The organism is Entomohabitans teleogrylli, assembly GCF_001484765.1.
Lineage (GTDB): Bacteria > Pseudomonadota > Gammaproteobacteria > Enterobacterales > Enterobacteriaceae > Entomohabitans > Entomohabitans teleogrylli.
In genome coordinates this window covers 159,810-177,107 of the sequence record NZ_KQ947380.1, presented here as the reverse complement: position 1 = coordinate 177,107, position 17,298 = coordinate 159,810, and the positions used below count along the sequence as shown (strand labels likewise).

General features: G+C 57.2%; 14 protein-coding genes. 3 read left to right on the top strand and 11 right to left on the bottom strand.

What is annotated here, in order from left to right; genetic code table 11:
* Window positions 1-155: 155 nt before the first annotated feature.
* Complete coding sequence (locus AQ981_RS09605) at window positions 156-1,043, top strand: nucleoside-specific channel-forming protein Tsx (RefSeq protein WP_058911523.1); 888 nt, start codon at window positions 156-158, stop codon at window positions 1,041-1,043.
* 186 nt (window positions 1,044-1,229) lie between these two features.
* Here the strand turns inward: AQ981_RS09605 and secF are convergent, their stop codons facing one another.
* The 5 genes from secF to queA all read right to left on the bottom strand — a co-directional run bounded on the left by secF (window position 1,230) and on the right by queA (window position 6,812).
* Entirely contained in the window at window positions 1,230-2,201 is a 972-nt protein-coding gene (gene secF, locus AQ981_RS09600) for a protein translocase subunit SecF (protein ID WP_058911522.1), read from the bottom strand.
* Window positions 2,202-2,211: 10 nt separating this feature from the next.
* Complete coding sequence (gene secD, locus AQ981_RS09595; protein WP_071608853.1) at window positions 2,212-4,059, bottom strand: protein translocase subunit SecD; 1,848 nt, start codon at window positions 4,057-4,059, stop codon at window positions 2,212-2,214.
* 27 nt (window positions 4,060-4,086) lie between these two features.
* Entirely contained in the window at window positions 4,087-4,419 is a 333-nt protein-coding gene (gene yajC, locus AQ981_RS09590) for a preprotein translocase subunit YajC (RefSeq protein WP_058911520.1), read from the bottom strand.
* A 20-nt stretch (window positions 4,420-4,439) separates the two neighbouring features.
* Complete coding sequence (gene tgt / locus AQ981_RS09585) at window positions 4,440-5,567, bottom strand: tRNA guanosine(34) transglycosylase Tgt (RefSeq protein WP_058911519.1); 1,128 nt, start codon at window positions 5,565-5,567, stop codon at window positions 4,440-4,442.
* A gap of 180 nt (window positions 5,568-5,747) precedes the next feature.
* Window positions 5,748-6,812, bottom strand: a complete 1,065-nt coding sequence (gene queA / locus AQ981_RS09580; RefSeq protein WP_058911518.1) for a tRNA preQ1(34) S-adenosylmethionine ribosyltransferase-isomerase QueA — start codon at window positions 6,810-6,812, stop codon at window positions 5,748-5,750.
* A gap of 181 nt (window positions 6,813-6,993) precedes the next feature.
* Between queA and acpH the strand changes: the two genes are divergently transcribed.
* Window positions 6,994-7,575: an ACP phosphodiesterase gene (gene acpH / locus AQ981_RS09575; RefSeq protein WP_058911517.1), complete on the top strand. Its 582-nt coding sequence runs from the start codon at window positions 6,994-6,996 to the stop codon at window positions 7,573-7,575.
* 75 nt (window positions 7,576-7,650) lie between these two features.
* Here the strand turns inward: acpH and AQ981_RS09570 are convergent, their stop codons facing one another.
* The 5 genes from AQ981_RS09570 to brnQ all read right to left on the bottom strand — a co-directional run bounded on the left by AQ981_RS09570 (window position 7,651) and on the right by brnQ (window position 15,562).
* Entirely contained in the window at window positions 7,651-9,519 is a 1,869-nt protein-coding gene (locus tag AQ981_RS09570; protein ID WP_058911516.1) for an amidohydrolase, read from the bottom strand.
* A gap of 34 nt (window positions 9,520-9,553) precedes the next feature.
* Window positions 9,554-10,108: an antibiotic biosynthesis monooxygenase gene (locus AQ981_RS09565; protein ID WP_058911647.1), complete on the bottom strand. Its 555-nt coding sequence runs from the start codon at window positions 10,106-10,108 to the stop codon at window positions 9,554-9,556.
* Between the two features lie 655 nt (window positions 10,109-10,763).
* A complete protein-coding gene (malZ, locus tag AQ981_RS09560) occupies window positions 10,764-12,578 on the bottom strand; it encodes a maltodextrin glucosidase (RefSeq protein WP_058911515.1) in 1,815 nt (604 codons plus the stop codon).
* 235 nt (window positions 12,579-12,813) lie between these two features.
* Window positions 12,814-14,178 carry a proline-specific permease ProY gene (proY, locus tag AQ981_RS09555; protein WP_058911514.1) on the bottom strand — a complete coding sequence of 455 codons (1,365 nt, stop codon included), beginning with the start codon at window positions 14,176-14,178 and terminating at the stop codon, window positions 12,814-12,816.
* 64 nt (window positions 14,179-14,242) lie between these two features.
* Window positions 14,243-15,562, bottom strand: coding sequence for a branched-chain amino acid transporter carrier protein BrnQ (gene brnQ, locus AQ981_RS09550; protein WP_058911513.1), 1,320 nt, complete (start codon window positions 15,560-15,562; stop codon window positions 14,243-14,245).
* Between the two features lie 27 nt (window positions 15,563-15,589).
* Here brnQ and AQ981_RS09545 point away from each other — a divergent pair, with 27 nt between their 5' ends.
* Complete coding sequence (locus AQ981_RS09545) at window positions 15,590-15,850, top strand: hypothetical protein (RefSeq protein ID WP_058911512.1); 261 nt, start codon at window positions 15,590-15,592, stop codon at window positions 15,848-15,850.
* Between the two features lie 106 nt (window positions 15,851-15,956).
* On the opposite strand, the gene phoR is transcribed toward AQ981_RS09545, so the two are convergent.
* Complete coding sequence (phoR, locus tag AQ981_RS09540; protein WP_058911511.1) at window positions 15,957-17,282, bottom strand: phosphate regulon sensor histidine kinase PhoR; 1,326 nt, start codon at window positions 17,280-17,282, stop codon at window positions 15,957-15,959.
* Between the last annotated feature and the right edge of the window lie 16 nt (window positions 17,283-17,298).

Here is a 17,298-nt window from a genome sequence, read left to right as displayed (position 1 = left end):
GAACGCAATCGATTACGCTTATGGTAAAAATGTGAAACAACACATATTTTTGTGAGCAGTCATTTCTATAATAGCCGTGATATTTCCCGGAGTAGAAAAACGTTCCCTGATATTTCACTCCCGCCTTGGGTTAACACATTAAACAGTGGCAAAAGATGAAAAAAATAGTCCTCGCTGCCGGCGCCGCGCTGGCGCTTACCGGCTCTTACGCTGCCAACGCAGCTGAAAATGACAGCAAAGGGGAATTCCTCTCTGACTGGTGGCACCAGAGCGTCAATGTCGTGGGCAGTTACCACACCCGCTTCGGGCCGCAATTACGTAACGACACCTACCTGGAATATGAAGCCTTTGCCAAAAAAGACTGGTTCGACTTTTATGGCTACATTGATGCGCCGCGCTTCTTCGGCGGCGACAGTAATGCCCGCGGTATCTGGAACCACGGTTCGCCGCTGTTTATGGAAATTGAGCCGCGTTTCTCAATTGATAAGCTGACCGGCGCCGACCTGAGTTTCGGCCCGTTTAAAGAGTGGTATTTCGCCAACAACTACATCTACGACATGGGCCGCAATAAATCCGGCCGCCAGAGCACCTGGTATATGGGTCTCGGGACCGATATCGACACCGGCCTGCCGATGAGCCTGTCGCTGAATGTGTATGCCAAATACCAGTGGCAGAACTACGGCGCCGCCAATGAAAACGAGTGGGACGGCTACCGCTTTAAAGTGAAGTACTTCGTGCCGATTACCCAGTTGTGGGGGGGTAACCTGAGCTATATCGGCTTCACCAACTTCGACTGGGGCTCCGATCTCGGGGACAACGACTTCCGCGATCTGAACGGCAGGAAGGCGCGCACCGGCGATTCCATCGCTTCCAGCCATATTCTGGCGCTGAACTATGATCACTGGCACTACTCGGTGGTTGCACGTTATTTCCATAACGGCGGTCAGTGGAACGATGGCGCGGAGCTGAACTTCGGCAGCGGCAACTTCAACGTGAAATCCACCGGCTGGGGTTGGTACCTGGTGGCAGGCTACAACTTCTGATCCCGGGATTTCCCGACAATGACACAGGCCGGAAGGAGCTCCCTTGCGGCCTTTTTATTGGTAGTACGCTGCCCTGCCGCCGATAACGCCATGGATTGCCGCTGTTACTGCGCAACTCGCCTTGCTGAGGGATAAAAAAACCGCAGGGCCGAAGCGCTGCGGTTTTTCAGGCGGAAGGATCGGCGATTACGGCAGAATGGATGGCTGATCCGCCCCTTCTTTCTCGACTTTCTGCTGCAGCATGTGCTCGCGCTTCATGCCCATCTTCAGCGCCAGCGCCGAAGCAACATAAATAGAGGAGATAGTACCAATCGACACCCCGATCAGCATGGTCAGCGAGAAGCCTTCCAGCATCGCGCCGCCGAAGATGTACAGCATCAGTACCACCACCAACGTGGTACCGGAGGTCATCAGGGTACGGCTCAGGGTCTGAGTCAGGGAGACGTTAAAGATTTCGTAAGGCGTACCGCGGCGAATCTTGCGGAAATTCTCACGAATACGGTCCGACACCACGATGCTGTCGTTAAGTGAGTAACCGATAACCGACATCAGCGACGCGATGATGGTCAGGTCAATCTCAATATGGAATAACGACAGCACCCCCATGGTAATCACCACGTCGTGCGCCAGCGCCAGTACCGCCCCCAGCGCCAGGCGCCATTCAAAGCGGAACCCGACGTAAATCAGGATACAGATCAACGCCACCAGCAGCGCCATGCTACCGGCCTGGGCCAGATCCGCGCCAACGCTTGGTCCGACGAACTCAATCCGCTTTACCGTACCCTGCTGGCTGGTCGCTTCGTTGATAACGCTGATAACCTTATTGCCCAGCTCCTGGCCGCCCGCTTCCCCCTGAACCGGAGGCATACGCACCATCACGTCGCGGCTGCTGCCAAAGTTCTGCAATAGCGGATCGGCGAAGCCGGCTTTCTCCAGCGCATCGCGCATGACATCCATCTCCGCCGGTTTTTCCAGCGTGATTTCAATCACCGTACCGCCAGTGAAATCCAGGCCCCAGTTAAAGCCGCGTACGCCCATGATAATCACCGACGCCAGCAGTAACAGGCCAGAAATGGTGAAGGCCAGCGTATCCCAGCGCATAAAGTCATGGACTTTACGGCCGTGGTTCAATTGTTCAACAGTATAATCCTGTGCCACAACGCACTCCTCAGATAGACAGCTTGTTGATGCGTTTGCCGCCGTACAACAGGTTTACGATGGCACGGGTACCGACGATAGCGGTAAACATTGAGGTCGCCACACCGATAGCGGTGGTGATAGCAAAGCCCTTAATGGAACCAGTACCGACAGCATACAGAATTACGGCAGTAATCAACGTCGTCAGGTTGGCGTCAACGATTGAGCTGAACGCGCCGTTGTAACCTTCGTGGATCGCCTGCTGCACCGAACGACCGTTCTTAAGCTCTTCCTTAATACGTTCGTTTATCAGTACGTTGGCGTCCACCGCCACCGCCAGCGTCAGCACGATACCGGCAATCCCCGGCATCGTCAGCGTCGCCCCCGGCAGCAGGGACATTACCCCGACAATCAACACCAGGTTGGCGATCAGCGCCGTCGTGGCGATCAGACCAAATTTCTTATAGAAGAACACCATAAAGACGATAGAGGCCACCAGACCCCACAAACAGGCTTCCAGACCCTGCTTGATGTTCTGCATCCCCAGCGTCGGGCCGATGGTGCGCTCTTCAACAATCTGAATCGGCGCAATCAGCGCGCCGGCGCGCAGCAGCAGCGAAAGCTGGCGCGCTTCATTCGGGTTGTTGATACCGGTGATACGGAAGCTGCTCCCCAGACGAGACTGGATATTGGCGACGTTAATCACCTCTTCCTGCTTCACCAGTACCGCACGACCGTTGGCGTCTTTCTTACCGCTGTCTTTATACTCCACGAACAGGGTCGCCATCGGTTTGCCGATATTGTCCTTGGTGAAGTTCGACATGATGTTACCGCCAGCGCTGTCGAGGGAGATATTGACCTGCGGCTGGTTGTACTCATCCTGACTGGAGGTTGAGTCGGTAATGTGGTCGCCGGTGAGGATCACCCGCTTGAACAGCACTACCGGCTGGCCTTCACGGGTCTGCTTAATCTCAGAGTCGCCCGGCACGCGCCCGGAAGTGGCGGCAGCCTGATCGACGTTGGTATTCACCAGACGGAATTCCAGCGTTGCGGTTGCGCCAAGGATCTCTTTCGCGCGCGCGGTATCCTGGATACCCGGCAGCTCAACCACAATGCGGTCGGCGCCCTGACGCTGCACCAGCGGTTCAGCAACGCCGAGCTGGTTAACGCGGTTACGCAGGATATTGATGTTCTGCTGCACCGCGTATTCGCGGGCTTCGCGCAGACGTTCATCAGACATCACCGCCGCCAGACCGGTGCTCCCCTGGCTGGAGATCACCAGATCCCGATGGCGCGACTGCAGATAGCTGATAGCGTCGTCACGGGATTTAGCGTCGCGGAAAGTGATCCCTACGCCGTAGTTATCGGTCTTGCGGACGTTAGTCCAGACAATGCCTTTTTCACGCAGGTCGCTGCGCAGACTGTCGATATTCTGTTCCTGGAGTTTACCCAGCGCGGTTTCCATATCCACTTCCATCAGGAAGTGAACGCCGCCGCGCAGATCGAGACCGAGCTTCATCGGCTCGGCGTAAATGGCGGACAGCCAGCGCGGGGTCGCCGGCGCAAGGTTAAGCGCCACGACGTATTTATCACCCAATACGCTCATCATCGCTTCACGAGCGCGCAGTTGCGTATCGGTGGAATCAAAACGCGCCAGAATAGCGCCCTGTTCCAGCGCTATCGACTTCGCGGTGATATTTTCTTCTTTTAAGGTGTTCTGTACCTGGATCAGCGTTTGCTCACTGGCGGCGACGCCGCGCGCGCCAGTGATCTGAACAGCCGGATCCTCACCATACAGGTTGGGAAGCGCATACAACAGGCCGACCACGATAACGACGATCAGCATGATGTACTTCCACAAAGGATAACGGTTTAACACGGCAGTTCCCTTAGGGAAAACAAAAAATTACAGCGCCTTCATGGTGCCTTTCGGCAGAACCGCTGCGACGAAATCACGCTTAATGACCACTTCGTTAGTGTCGTTCAGCGCGATGGAGATATAACCGTTTTCACCCACTTTGGTGACGCGGCCAACCAGACCGCCGTTGGTCAGCACTTCATCGCCTTTGGCGATGGAGTCCATCAGTTTCTTATGCTCTTTGGTACGTTTCTGCTGAGGACGCAGGATCATGAAATAGAAAATCAGACCGAAAACCACCAGCATAAGAATCAGTGACATCGGGCTACCCTGCGCCGGAGCACCTGTGGCAGCAACCGCATCAGAAATGAAAAAGCTCATTAAAATTCCCTCATTATTAATTAATCAACGTTCAAAGGTGGAACCGGTTTACCTGTCCGGGCGTAAAAATCCGCGACAAAGTGCTCTAATTTACCCTCTTCAATAGCCTTGCGTAAACCCGCCATCAAACGCTGATAGTAGCGCAGGTTATGAATCGTGTTCAGACGAGCACCCAATATTTCGTTGCAACGATCGAGATGATGCAAGTAGGCGCGCGAATAATTGCGACACGTATAGCAATCACAATCTTCATCCAGCGGTGAAGTATCGCTCTTATATTTCGCGTTACGGATTTTTACCACACCATTGGTCACAAACAGATGACCATTGCGCGCGTTGCGGGTAGGCATGACGCAGTCAAACATATCAATACCGCGCCGAACGCCTTCCACCAAATCCTCCGGCTTACCGACCCCCATCAGATAGCGCGGCTTATCCGCCGGGATCTGCGGGCAAACATGCTCAAGAATCCGGTGCATGTCCTCTTTCGGCTCGCCAACGGCCAGGCCGCCGACAGCGTAGCCATCAAAGCCTATCTCTACCAGACCTTTTACTGAGATATCGCGTAAATCTTCGTAAACGCTGCCCTGAATAATCCCGAACAGCGCATTGGGATTATGCAACGCATCAAAACGGTCACGGCTGCGTTTTGCCCAGCGCAGGGACATTTCCATCGAACGGCGCGCATAATCCCGGTCCGCCGGGTACGGCGTACATTCGTCGAAGATCATCACAATATCGGAGCCCAGATCGTACTGAATCTCCATGGATTTTTCCGGATCGAGGAAAATCGGATCGCCGTTGATGGGGTTGCGAAAATGCACGCCTGCTTCAGTAATTTTACGGATATCCCCGAGGCTGAACACCTGAAAACCGCCGGAGTCGGTGAGAATAGGACCCTTCCACTGCATAAAGTCATGCAGATCGCCGTGCAGTTTCATGATTTCCTGCCCCGGGCGCAGCCACAGGTGGAAAGTATTACCGAGGATAATTTGCGCGCCGGTGGCTTCTACCTCTTCCGGCGTCATCCCTTTGACGGTGCCATAAGTACCAACGGGCATAAAGGCCGGCGTCTCCACGACGCCGCGATCAAATACCAGGCGGCCGCGGCGGGCGCGACCGTCGGTGGTATCGAGTTCAAATTTCACGTTTCCTCCAGCATCAGAGACACAGTCTGATGGTTAACAAAACGCCGCGGGTTAATCCCACCGCGCGAAAAATCAGGCGCATCGACCGGCATTCCGGCACAGAGCAATGCGCAGCCCGGGAGCGTACACGCTGCGCCGGAAGATAGCGAGCGTTACCCGGGTTAAAATTCACCTTTTTTATTAAGGACGTTCGTTAATCGCCTGCGGATTGTAGGTGATAAACATCGCATCTCCGTAGCTAAAAAAGCGATATTGCTCTTTGACCGCCTGATGATAGGCATGCAGAGTGTGGCGATAGCCGGCAAAGGCGGAAACCAGCATGATCAGGGTCGACTCCGGCAGGTGGAAATTGGTTACCAGCGCATCAATAATCCGGTACTGATAGCCTGGATAGATAAAAATCTGCGTATCGCCGAAAAACGGCGCAATCAGCGCATCGCTGGCGGCCTGGGCCGCGCTTTCCAGCGAACGCACAGACGTGGTGCCCACCGCGATCACCCGGTTGCCGCGCGCTTTACAGGCCAGTACCGCATCCACCACGTCCCGGGGCACCTCGGCATATTCCGAATGCATGGTGTGGTCTTCAATACTCTCTACCCGCACCGGCTGAAAAGTCCCGGCCCCGACGTGCAGGGTGACAAACGCCATCTCCACGCCTTTAGCGCGCAGCGCCGCCAGCAGCGGCTCATCAAAATGCAAACCGGCGGTAGGCGCCGCGACGGCGCCGGGTTTTTCACTGTATACCGTCTGGTATAGCTCGCGATCCGCCTCTTCATCCGGACGGTCGATATACGGCGGCAGCGGCATATGGCCGGCCTGATTCAGGATATCCAGCACGCTGCGCGGGTCGTTAAACTGCACTTCGAACAGCGCGTCCTGGCGCGCCACCATAGTGGCGCTTACACTTTCATCATCGCCAAGCAGCAGTTCCGCCCCCGGCTTCGGCGCTTTCGAGGCCCGGATATGAGCCAGTACGCGCTTGTCGTCGAGCATCCGCTCGACCAGCATTTCGATACGCCCGCCGCTGGCTTTACGGCCAAACAACCGCGCCGGGATCACCCGGGTATTGTTAAAAACCAGCAAATCTCCGGGGTTGAGCTTATCGAGCAGATCGGTGAAAGTGCCATGAGTTAACGCCCCGGTCGGCCCGTCCAGCGACAACAGGCGGCAGGCGCTGCGGTTTGCCTGGGGATAATGGGCGATAAGGGATTCGGGTAGTTCGAAAGAAAAATCGGCAACGCGCATGGGTATTCACTATAACTGGAGCCTGACGGACAGGCATCATGATTGCGGCCGGCCCCGCGCGGCGGGTAACTGACCAGTACGCCTGTCGACGGCAACGAAAAACAGGCGGTATAGTCTAGTGCCGGGGCGACCTCCCTGCAACAGCTAAGCCGCTTTGGCTCTCTTTTCAGTCAGGATCGATATGAATTTTCTTGCTCATCTGCATCTCGCGCATCTGGCGCACAGTTCGCTGCTCGGTAATCTGTTGGCGGATTTTGTGCGCGGCAATCCTGACGACGCCTGGCCGCCGCGGGTAGTATCCGGTATTTATATGCACCGGCGTATTGATGCCATGACCGACGGTTTACCGGAAGTCAAAGAGGCCCGGGAGTGGTTTCGCCCGGCCACGCGCCGCGTCTCTCCAATCAGTCTCGACGTGATGTGGGACCATTTTGTCTCACGCCACTGGGCGCAGCTATCGCCCGAGCTGGAACTGGCCGATTTTATCCGCCAGGCGCAAAGCGAAATCATGCCGGCGCTGGCGTACGCGCCGCAGCGATTTGTGAATCTAAACGACTATATGTGGCGCGAGCGCTGGCTGGAGCGTTACCAGGATATGGCGTTTATCGCCCGCGTCCTCAACGGTATGGCGGCGCGGCGCCCGAAGCTGGCCGCTCTGAGCGACTCCTGGCAGGATCTGGACGCCCACTATGCCGGGCTGGAGCGGTTATTCTGGCAGTTTTATCCACGCATGATGGCGCTGGCCAGCAGCAAATCCCTGTAGCGTCGGTTATCGAATGTGGCTGCGCATTGAGGAGAACCGCAGCCCGGCCAGCGGGCGGCGGTGACTTGCCGGGTCTCAGAAAGCAAAACACGAGCAGCCCAGCACGCCCCAGAATGCCTGCTCATCGGCAACCGGCACCGTGGAGCGACGGGCGATGTCGTGCTGATGGCCGTGAACGTTACAACTGCCACAGCACTGGTGCGCCTGCGCCATCACCCCGCTTTTAGCGCTCACCGGCGGCGCCGCACGATAGTGCCCCGGGACCTTGACCACCGGCGACCATTCCGGCAGCACCGGGATTGGCGGCGGCGTCAGCGGGCTAAAGGCGCCGGCGGCATATACCACCTTTCCGTTTACCAGCGTCATGACCGATTCAATTCCCTTGATCTCCTCTTCCGCTACGCTGAAGTAGTCCTGCGACAGCACCACCACGTCGGCCAGTTGCCCGGCCTGAAGACGGCCTTTTTTCCCCTGTTCGCTGGAAAACCATGCGCTGCCGGCGGTCCACAGTTCCAGCGCCACCTCGCGGGACAGGCGGTTATTGTCGTCATACATCGCCATTCCCCCCACTGTACGCCCGGACACCAGCCAGTATAGCGCCGTCCACGGGTTATAGCTGGCCACCCGGGTCGCATCGGTCCCAAGTCCTACCGGCACGTCCATCGCCAGCATCTTCGCCACCGGCGGCGTCTGCTTAACCGCTTCCTGGCCGTAGCGTTCCACGAAATACTCCCCCTGGAATGCCATCCGGTGCTGTACTGCAATGCCGCCGCCCAGCGCCTTTACCCGCTCAATATTTTGTTCGGTGATGGTTTCCGCGTGGTCAAAAAACCACTGCAGGCCATCGAACGGAATCTCCCGGTTAACCTTCTCGAATACATCCAGCATGCGGCTGATGGATTCGTTATAGGTGGCATGCAGGCGGAACGGCCAGCGATTTTCCACCAGGTGACGTACCACCCGCTCCAGTTCCTCCTCCATCCCCGGCGGCAGATCGGGCCGCGGCTGCAGGAAATCTTCAAAATCGGCGGCGGAAAAGACCAGCATCTCCCCGGCCCCGTTGGCGCGGTAAAAGTCGCTCCCCTGCCCCGGCGCCAACATATCGGTCCACGTTGCAAAATCCTCCAGCTCCTGCTGCGGGCGCTGCGTGAACAGGTTGTAGGCAATACGCACCGTCATCTGATCTTCCGCGTGCAGTTGCTCAATGATTTGATAATCTTCCGGGTAGTTCTGAAAACCGCCGCCGGCGTCAATGGCGCTGGTGACGCCAAGCCGGTTCAGTTCGCGCATAAACTGGCGGGTGGAATTAATCTGCATTTCCAGCGGCAGCTTCGGCCCTTTCGCCAGCGTGGCGTAGAGGATCATGGCGTTCGGCTTCGCTATCAGCATCCCTGTCGGATTCCCCTGGCTGTCGCGAACGATTTCGCCACCGTGCGGATCCGGCGTCTCCCGGGTATACCCCACCGCTTTCAGGGCGGCGCGGTTCAGTAACGCGCGATCGTAAAGGTGCAGCACGAACACCGGCGTATCGGGCGCCGCGGCGTTCAGTTCATCAATAGTCGGCATCCGCCGTTCGGCGAACTGAAATTCCGACCAGCCGCCAACCACCCGCACCCACTGGGGCGACGGCGTTCTCTGCGCCTGATCTTTCAACATCCGCAGAGCGTCCGCCAGCGATGGTACCCCTTCCCAGCGCAGTTCCAGGTTATAGTTCAGCCCGCCGCGAATCAGATGCAGGTGTGAGTCATTAAGGCCCGGAATGACACAATGCCCCTGCAGATCGACGATCTGCGTGTGCGGCGCGGCGAAACTCATCACATACGCCTCGCTGCCGACGGCCAGAATCTTGCCGCCCTGGATAGCCAGCGCCTGTACCCGGGGATTTTCCCGGTCAAGGGTATGGAATTGCCCGTTTATCAGAATCAGTGTTGCCTGTTGCGACATAATGTTTTCTCCTGCGGACCTGGGTTACAGGCGCTTAATTCCGGGGGGATTTCTTCAGCCAGCCGGCAAACCAGCGGGTAACCAGCGGCATCCACAGCCACACCACCAGCGCCACGACGCAGGCGTCATTCACCAGATGCAGCAACAGGGTCCCCTTCAGTCCGGGGAATAGGCTACCGGTCAGCCACGGCACCAGATTGGTACTGGGAAAGATAACCATCAGAGTGATCAGGAACTGCTTCCAGCGCGGCGGCTGGCGCACCCTGGGCGCGGGCGGGGTAAACCAGAATGCCGCCTCGCTATGGATCTCGGTGCGATCGCCCTGCGCCAGCCAGGGGGAGATTTCCTCCACCAACGCTTTGCGCTGCGACGATTGGGTCCAGGCATAGAGATTTTCCAGCGTGTCGAAGCGAATAATAATGTTCCAGACGTTGTGCCCTTCGCTGGGGCGAATCACATTCGCTCCCAGGTGCCCGGGAAACGAGGCGGCGACAGGGACAATACGGGCCAGCCATGCCTCATAACGTTCGGTTTGATCGGCGGGAATCACATGAGTGATGACCAGCGTCACCGGCTTATTTTCCACCATCAGAATATCCTGTGCTGTCAGCCAGGGCGGGTGAAAACCCGCCGGGAAGTCCATTACGCCTTGCACTGCGGCGCACCGTGAACCCGGTAAATACCCACAACGGGTTTTATATCAGGATCGACTGCCCGTTATTTCGGCCAGATATAATCCTTAACACTTTCTGTTTCTGCCGAATTTGAAATCGCCGGTGTATTAAAAACCTCACCGATTTTAGCTAACGGATCCGGATATTATTAAATGCCTGACACCCAATAAACATTGTTGTCGGACGCTGCAGTTTCATCAGCATTCAGCGCGGTATAGCAATGGCTCACCACCAGATAACCCATTGAAATAAAATCGCAAAATCACTATTTACGTCTGATTGCCGGGTCGTTAACCCAAAAAAGTATAGCGGGAAATTTCAGGTCGATTATTCCGCCCGAGAAATATCTCCGGCGGGCTATTATTCACGCCGCTTTCCCACACAAATATTCCGTTTATTCGCCAACACATTCAGCTCAATAATATATCGTATACAGTGTGGGTATTATTCTTCAGGAACTACGCGGAGAGACAGGCGTTTCAGGAAAAGGTCATTTCATCAGCGCGGCGAAATTGCTGTATCCCCCTGCAGCGCGCAGCCGCAGGGAGAAAAAGCCGGACAGCGCCGGAATCAGCACTGCCACAGGCTGACGGATATCTCAGGCAACCGGAGCTGCATCCCTTCACGAGACGCCTCACCCAGCAGACGACGCCAGTCGCCTTCCGGCAGCAAAGGTGCATCCGCCAGCGTCACCTGCTGCGCTGCGCCGCGGTTAATCGCCACCAGAATGCGCTCATCCCCCCAGACGCGGACAAACACCACCACATCGCCCCGGGCATAGACAACCGCACAGCCGCCGTGGCGCAGAGCGCGGCTCTGGCGACGCAACTGCGCCATACGCTGATAAAGCGCCAACAGGTCGCTGTCCTGCTGCGCTTCATCCCACGGAAACGGCTTACGACAGAATGGATCGTTATTGCCATCCAGTCCGACTTCGTCCCCATAATAGATGCATGGCACCCCGGGCCAGCAGAACAGCCAGACCACCGCCAGCGGCAGACGCGCCACATCTTTACCCAGCAGCGATTTAAAACGCGCGGTATCATGGCTATCCAGTTGGTTAAACATACGCAATTGCTGCTGATGGGACAGCCCGGCGCGGTAATTTTCCATCCATTCGATACACGTCCGGGCATCAATCTGCTGCGGATCGTATGAAATATCGGTATTGGCAAGAAACCCCCAAACCGGGAAGGTAAAGCCGCGATAATTCATCGCCGCATCTTCGGCATCGGCCTGCAGCCACTGGCGGGCATCGCCAAAGTGCTCGCCCACCACATAGGCCTCAGGATTCACTGCCTTCGCCGCCTGAGTAATCCCCGCGACATGGCGCAGATTGTTGCCGGCGCCGCCGCCTTCGCCCAGCATATGCGCCACATCCAGCCGCCAGCCATCCATCCCCCACGGCTCACGCAGCCAGTGGCGCACAATACTGCTTTCTCCCCCATAGATCTCCTCCACCAGCGACGGCGAGCGATAGTCCAGTTTCGGCAGGTGCGCATGCCCCAGCCAGCTCAGCGGTTCCCCCTGCGGCGAAAAACTGAACCAGTCGCGATATGGCGATGCCGGGTTCTGGCTGGCGCCCTGCGGTGACGCGCCGGCTCTGTCGAACCACGGGTGGCTATCGCCGCTATGGTTGAACACCCCGTCCAGCACCAGGCGCATGCCCTGCTCGCGGGTCTCCCTACGCAGGCGCAGCAGCGCCTCATCGCCGCCAAAGCGCGGATCGACGGAGCGATAATCTTCGGTGTCATATTTGTGAACGCTGGGAGCGGTAAAGACCGGATTCAGATACAGCGCCGTCACGCCGAGCGCTTTCAGATACGGTAGCTTTTCGCAAATACCGTTCAGATCGCCGCCATAAAAGGTTGAGCCGCCCGCTTGCGCAGTCAACGGTTCCGCCCAGTCGCGGCGAATAATGTCGTGACCTGCGGCGTGGTGATAGTACACCTCGTCCTGCTGCGCGCTCCGCGAAGCGCTACGCGCAAAACGGTCGGGGAAAATCTGGTAGAACACCTGATCCTGCACCCACTGCGGCCCCTCGTCCGGCGCGTCAATTGCGAACTGTTCCAGCCGCGCCGGGGGATAATCACGCAATCCCTGCGGCGTAAACCAGCGCTGGCGATCGGCCCACAGCAGTTTAAAGCTATAGCGCCGCCGCGGCTGGCCGCTTTGTAGATCAATAGCGCCACGCCACTCCACGACGCCGGCGGGAGCGCTGCCTTCATGGCGCCGCATCGCAATCGGCGTCTCCTCATTATCATTTTCATAACGTAGCATCACCCGCTCAGGCAACGCGTCGCCGGACAGCCACAGTGAGATATGCAGCCGCTGGTGATGGATGCGTATAAAGGGGGGAACCGCCAGATGCCAGGCCTGTAACATAATATGTCTCCACCAGATTAAATTGACGCCACCTTGCCACAGGCAGAATAAGGATAACTCATCACTACGGGAGGAATCAGGGGGAGGATAGCGGGGGAGGAGAAAAACCCCCGCTGAACGGGATGCTCCGGGCTATCGGCTGTCTGCCGCCGACAGCCGGCAGATGGGAAAATCATTTGCTAAATCAAAATATTGCCGACACAGCCCGGCGCCAGCCTCCCTCTGGCGCCCGCGGCTATCGGGCCATTGTTCGCTCGCGGCGGCACTTCACCCACCAGCCAATCAGCAATAATGCAATCCACGCGCAGCCGACATACAGCGAAATGCGGGTATCCGGGTGATAACCGATAAGTCCGATAATAAAGACCAGGAAGATCAGACCCGCCGTGGTTGTTACCACACCACCCGGCACTTTGAATTTCAGCGCCCGTACCTCATCCGGCGACAGACGGCGGCGGAAGGCGATCTGTGACAGCAGAATCATGATCCACACCCAGACGGTGGCGAACGTCGCCAGCGACGCGATCACCAGAAAGACGCTTTCCGGCATGATGTAGTTCAGATAGACCGCCAGCAGCAGCGCCACGGTCATGACCACCACCGTGACCCACGGAATGCCGCGCCGCGAGGTTTTCGCGAAGATCTGCGGCGCGCTACCCTGCTGCGCCATACCGTGCAGCATACGGCCCACGCCAAACACATCGCTGTTAATCGCCGACAGCGAAGCGGTCAACACCACAAAATTCAGAATGCTGGCGGCGAAAGTAATGCCCAGATGCTGAAAGGTCAGCACAAAAGGACTGCCGTTGGTGCCCACCTGATTCCACGGATAGATAGACATGATGACAAACAGGGTACCGACGTAAAACACCAGAATACGCATCGGCACCGAATTGATGGCGCGCGGGATCGATTTCTGCGGATCCTTCGCTTCCCCGGCGGTAATGCCGATGATTTCAATTCCGCCATAGGCGAACATCACCATCTGCAGCGACATAACCATACCCAGCCAGCCGTTGCTAAAGAAGCCGCCGTTACTCCACAGATTATGGATACCGGTGGGCTGGCCGCCGTTACCGATGCCCCAGATAATGATGCCGAAACCGGCGATAATCATGATGATAATGGTAGCGACTTTAAAAAACGAAAACCAGAACTCCAGTTCGCCAAACACCCTGACACTCATCAGGTTGATGGCGCAGATCAGCAGCACCACGCTCAGCACCCATATCCAGTGCGGCACTGTCGGGAACCACACCCCCATATAAATGCCAAACGCCGTCACATCGGCAATCGCCACAATCAGGATTTCAAAGCAGTAGGTCCAGCCGGTAATGTAGCCCGCCAGCGAACCCAGGTTCTCCTGGGCATAGCGCGAGAAGGAGCTGGCCGCCGGGTTATGTACCGACAGTTCACCCAGCGCGCGCATAATAATGTACGCCGCGACGCCGCCGATAATGTAAGCCAGCAGAACGCTGGGACCGGCCATTTTGATGGCGTCCGCCGAGCCGTAAAACAGCCCGGTGCCAATCGCCGACCCCAGCGCCATAAACCGAATATGTCGGGTACTCAAACCGCGTTTGAGCGAATTGTTTTCCATTGATGCCATCCAACCATAAAAAAACCACGGAGCCTGGCCCCGTGGCTAAATAAAAAGCGTTCGATCAGTGAGCGGCGGACGTTACCTGGCGCCCCGCTGCCCGGTCCCAGATAACCGACAGGACCACTATCACCACCGTTGGCAGGGCCCACGCCAGCCCCTGTTCCGCCAGCGGCAGACGGCTGGTCCAGTCGGGCAGTAACCCGCTCAGGGCCGACGCTTTAACCCCGTCGAGGATCCCGAACAGCAGGCTTACCAACATCGCCGGCGCAATAATACGCGTCGAATTATGCCACCACGGCCGGGTAAAACTTAACACCACCAGCACGATACACGGCGGGTAAATCGCCGTCAGGATCGGGATCGAGATCTGGATTAACTGGCTCAGTCCAAGGTTAGAAATCACCATGGAGAACAGGCCGAGAATAAACACCAGCGCCCGGTAAGAGACCGGCAGATACTGGGCGAAGAACTCGGCGCAGGCGCAGGTCAGCCCTACCGCCGTCACCATGCAGGCCAGGAAAATCAGCGCCGCCAGCAGGAAACTGCCCGCCCCGCCGAAAGTATGCTGAACATAGGCATGAAGGATCGCCGCGCCGTTCGCCGACTGCTCCACCAGCGTCGCGCTATCCGAGCCGATGCGGAACAGCGCCAGATACAGCAGCGCCAGTCCGACGCCGGCAATCAGCCCGGCCCAGATAGTATAGCGGGTCAGCAGATGCGCTTCGGTCACCCCGCGCGAGCGGGCGGCGTTAACAATCACAATACCGAACACCAGTGCGCCAAGGGTATCCATGGTCAGATAGCCGTTGACGAAGCCGTTGGAAAACGCCGCGTTCTGATAGGCTTCGGTCGCGGTACTGATCCCGCCGGCGGGCCAGATGATGGCGGCAACCGCCAGCACAATTAGCGCCAGTATCTTAATCGGCGCCAGGAAGTGGCCGACGGTATCCAGCAGTTTTCCCGGATACAGGGAAATGCCGATCACCAGCACAAAATAGATCAGGCTATAGATAAACAGCGGCAGCCAGCCGTCGCCGGTCAGCGGCGCAATACCGACTTCGAATGACACGGTGGCGGTACGCGGCGTGGCAAACAGCGGCCCAACGGCCAGATAGCAGACCGTCGCCAGCAGCAGCCCGGCATAGCGGCCAATCGGAGTACTTAACAGGTCCATCCCCCCGCCGACCCGGGCCAGCGACACCACGGTCAATACCGGCAAGCCAACGGCGGTGATCAGGAAGCCCAGCGATGCCCACCACACGTGTTCACCGGCCTGCAGGCCAACCATCGGGGGAAAAATAATGTTACCGGCGCCGACAAACAGCGCAAAGGTCATAAAGCCCAGTGCAAGGATGTCGCGTGGTTTTAAATGACGGGTCATAAATAAATAACTGCCTGTGGATGCGTGATGTTGAAAACATTCATTTTTTGCCGCCAGGGATCTGGCGAAAAAATGGCAATATCAGAAAATCACAGCGAGAAATGCTTCTCAGGGCGCGATGGTGAAGAAGAGTTATTCGAATTACCACGCAATTCTGGAGAGTCTGACATCAATTGGGGGCTAATTAGAACGCTTATAGCGTTTGAAGGCAATAACGGATCCAAAAACCAGATGGATTTGCTAAAAATAGCGACAGCATTAGCATCATTATCCAGCATCAGGAAATAATCCCGGCTTATCGTGCGGACAAAAAACAACCACCCGTGAAAAGATTTTACCCGCCAATGATTAACCGCCAGACAGCCACCCGCAAGTGTCAATCTGGCGTGACGCTTTACACCGAGGAGGGCGTCGATGAAGCGCTGTGCGTATCCCCGTTCACAATTAGCCTGGCGGGCAACACAAACGAAAAACAGGCGCCCTTACCCGGCGCGCTTTCGATATCCAGCCGCGTATCATGGTGACCGAGGGCGTGTTTGACAATCGCCAGTCCCAGGCCGCTGCCGCCGGTCTGGCGCGAGCGCGCCTTATCCACCCGGTAGAAGCGCTCGGTCAGGCGCGGCAGATGTTCCGCGGCAATACCCGGTCCATCGTCCCGGACGCTGAACGCCGCCCCCTGGGATATCCGGCGCCACTCTACCGTAATGTGAGTACCGTCCGGGGTGTGATTCACGGCGTTATACACCAGATTAGAGATGGCGCTGCGCAGTTGCTCTTCATTCCCCAACACTTTCAGTGCCGGATCAACATTAAAGGTCAGTTGATGGCGACCGTGGCTCAGGGTTTGCGCTTCCAGTTCCAGCTGGCGCAACAGCAGCGGAACATCGATTTTTTCATTCAGCTTCAGCGCCGGCGCCGCTTCAATCCTTGATAACGTCAACAGTTGTTTCACCAGCCCTTCCATGCGCTGGGTTTGCTCGCGCATCGAATGCAGCGCCTTATCGCGCAACTGGCCGGGCATCTCCTGGTCCTGCATCATCTCCAGGTAGCCCTGCAACACCGTCAGCGGCGTACGCAGTTCATGACTGACGTTGGCGAAAAAGTTACGCCGCGCGCCTTCCAGTTGATGCATCTGGGTAGTGTCCCGGGCGACCATCAACCACTGGCTATCGCTGTAAGGCATCACGCGGAACTCAATATGATGGCCGTTATTCAACACCAGGTTAAGCGGGCGACTGAAATCGCGCGCCTTCAGATACTGGCTGAATTCCGGGTAACGCAGCAGGTTAAGGATGTTCTGGCCGTTATCGTCCGGCCAACGCAGGTGCAACAGTTGCTGCGCCAGGCCGTTACACCAGAAAATCGTGCCTTCTTCGGTGGTCAGCACCACCGCGTCCGGCAGCGACTCGGCGCCGCTGCGAAAACGTTTGATCAGACTTCCCAGTTCCCGGCGACGCTTTTTATTGCGCACCTGCATCAGGTGTAGACCGTACAGCAATGGCTCCCAGCTTCCCTTGCCGGGGGGCGGCGTCATACTGCGATCCACCCATAACCACCAGGAGAGCCGCAGCAGGTTCCAGAAATGCCAGACCAACAGCCCGGTGACCGCGACCAGTAAAAACCACGGCAAAAAGCCAAATATCGCGCCCAGAATCAGCGCCGGCAGGCAGCATAGTACCAGTTCCAGTACCAGTCTTTTCCATGACAGTCTTTCCAGCACCTGTCACACTCCAGTC

Coding starts and splice junctions, on each gene's coding strand:
- AQ981_RS09605 (WP_058911523.1), top strand. CDS start 156: ATGAAAAAAATAGTCCTCGCTGCCGGCGCCGCGCTGGCGCTTACCGGC.
- yajC (WP_058911520.1), bottom strand. CDS start 4,419: ATGAGCTTTTTCATTTCTGATGCGGTTGCTGCCACAGGTGCTCCGGCG.
- queA (WP_058911518.1), bottom strand. CDS start 6,812: ATGCGCGTTGCCGATTTTTCTTTCGAACTACCCGAATCCCTTATCGCC.
- acpH (WP_058911517.1), top strand. CDS start 6,994: ATGAATTTTCTTGCTCATCTGCATCTCGCGCATCTGGCGCACAGTTCG.
- AQ981_RS09570 (WP_058911516.1), bottom strand. CDS start 9,519: ATGTCGCAACAGGCAACACTGATTCTGATAAACGGGCAATTCCATACC.
- AQ981_RS09565 (WP_058911647.1), bottom strand. CDS start 10,108: ATGGTGGAAAATAAGCCGGTGACGCTGGTCATCACTCATGTGATTCCC.
- malZ (WP_058911515.1), bottom strand. CDS start 12,578: ATGTTACAGGCCTGGCATCTGGCGGTTCCCCCCTTTATACGCATCCAT.
- proY (WP_058911514.1), bottom strand. CDS start 14,178: ATGGAAAACAATTCGCTCAAACGCGGTTTGAGTACCCGACATATTCGG.
- brnQ (WP_058911513.1), bottom strand. CDS start 15,562: ATGACCCGTCATTTAAAACCACGCGACATCCTTGCACTGGGCTTTATG.
- AQ981_RS09545 (WP_058911512.1), top strand. CDS start 15,590: ATGTTGAAAACATTCATTTTTTGCCGCCAGGGATCTGGCGAAAAAATG.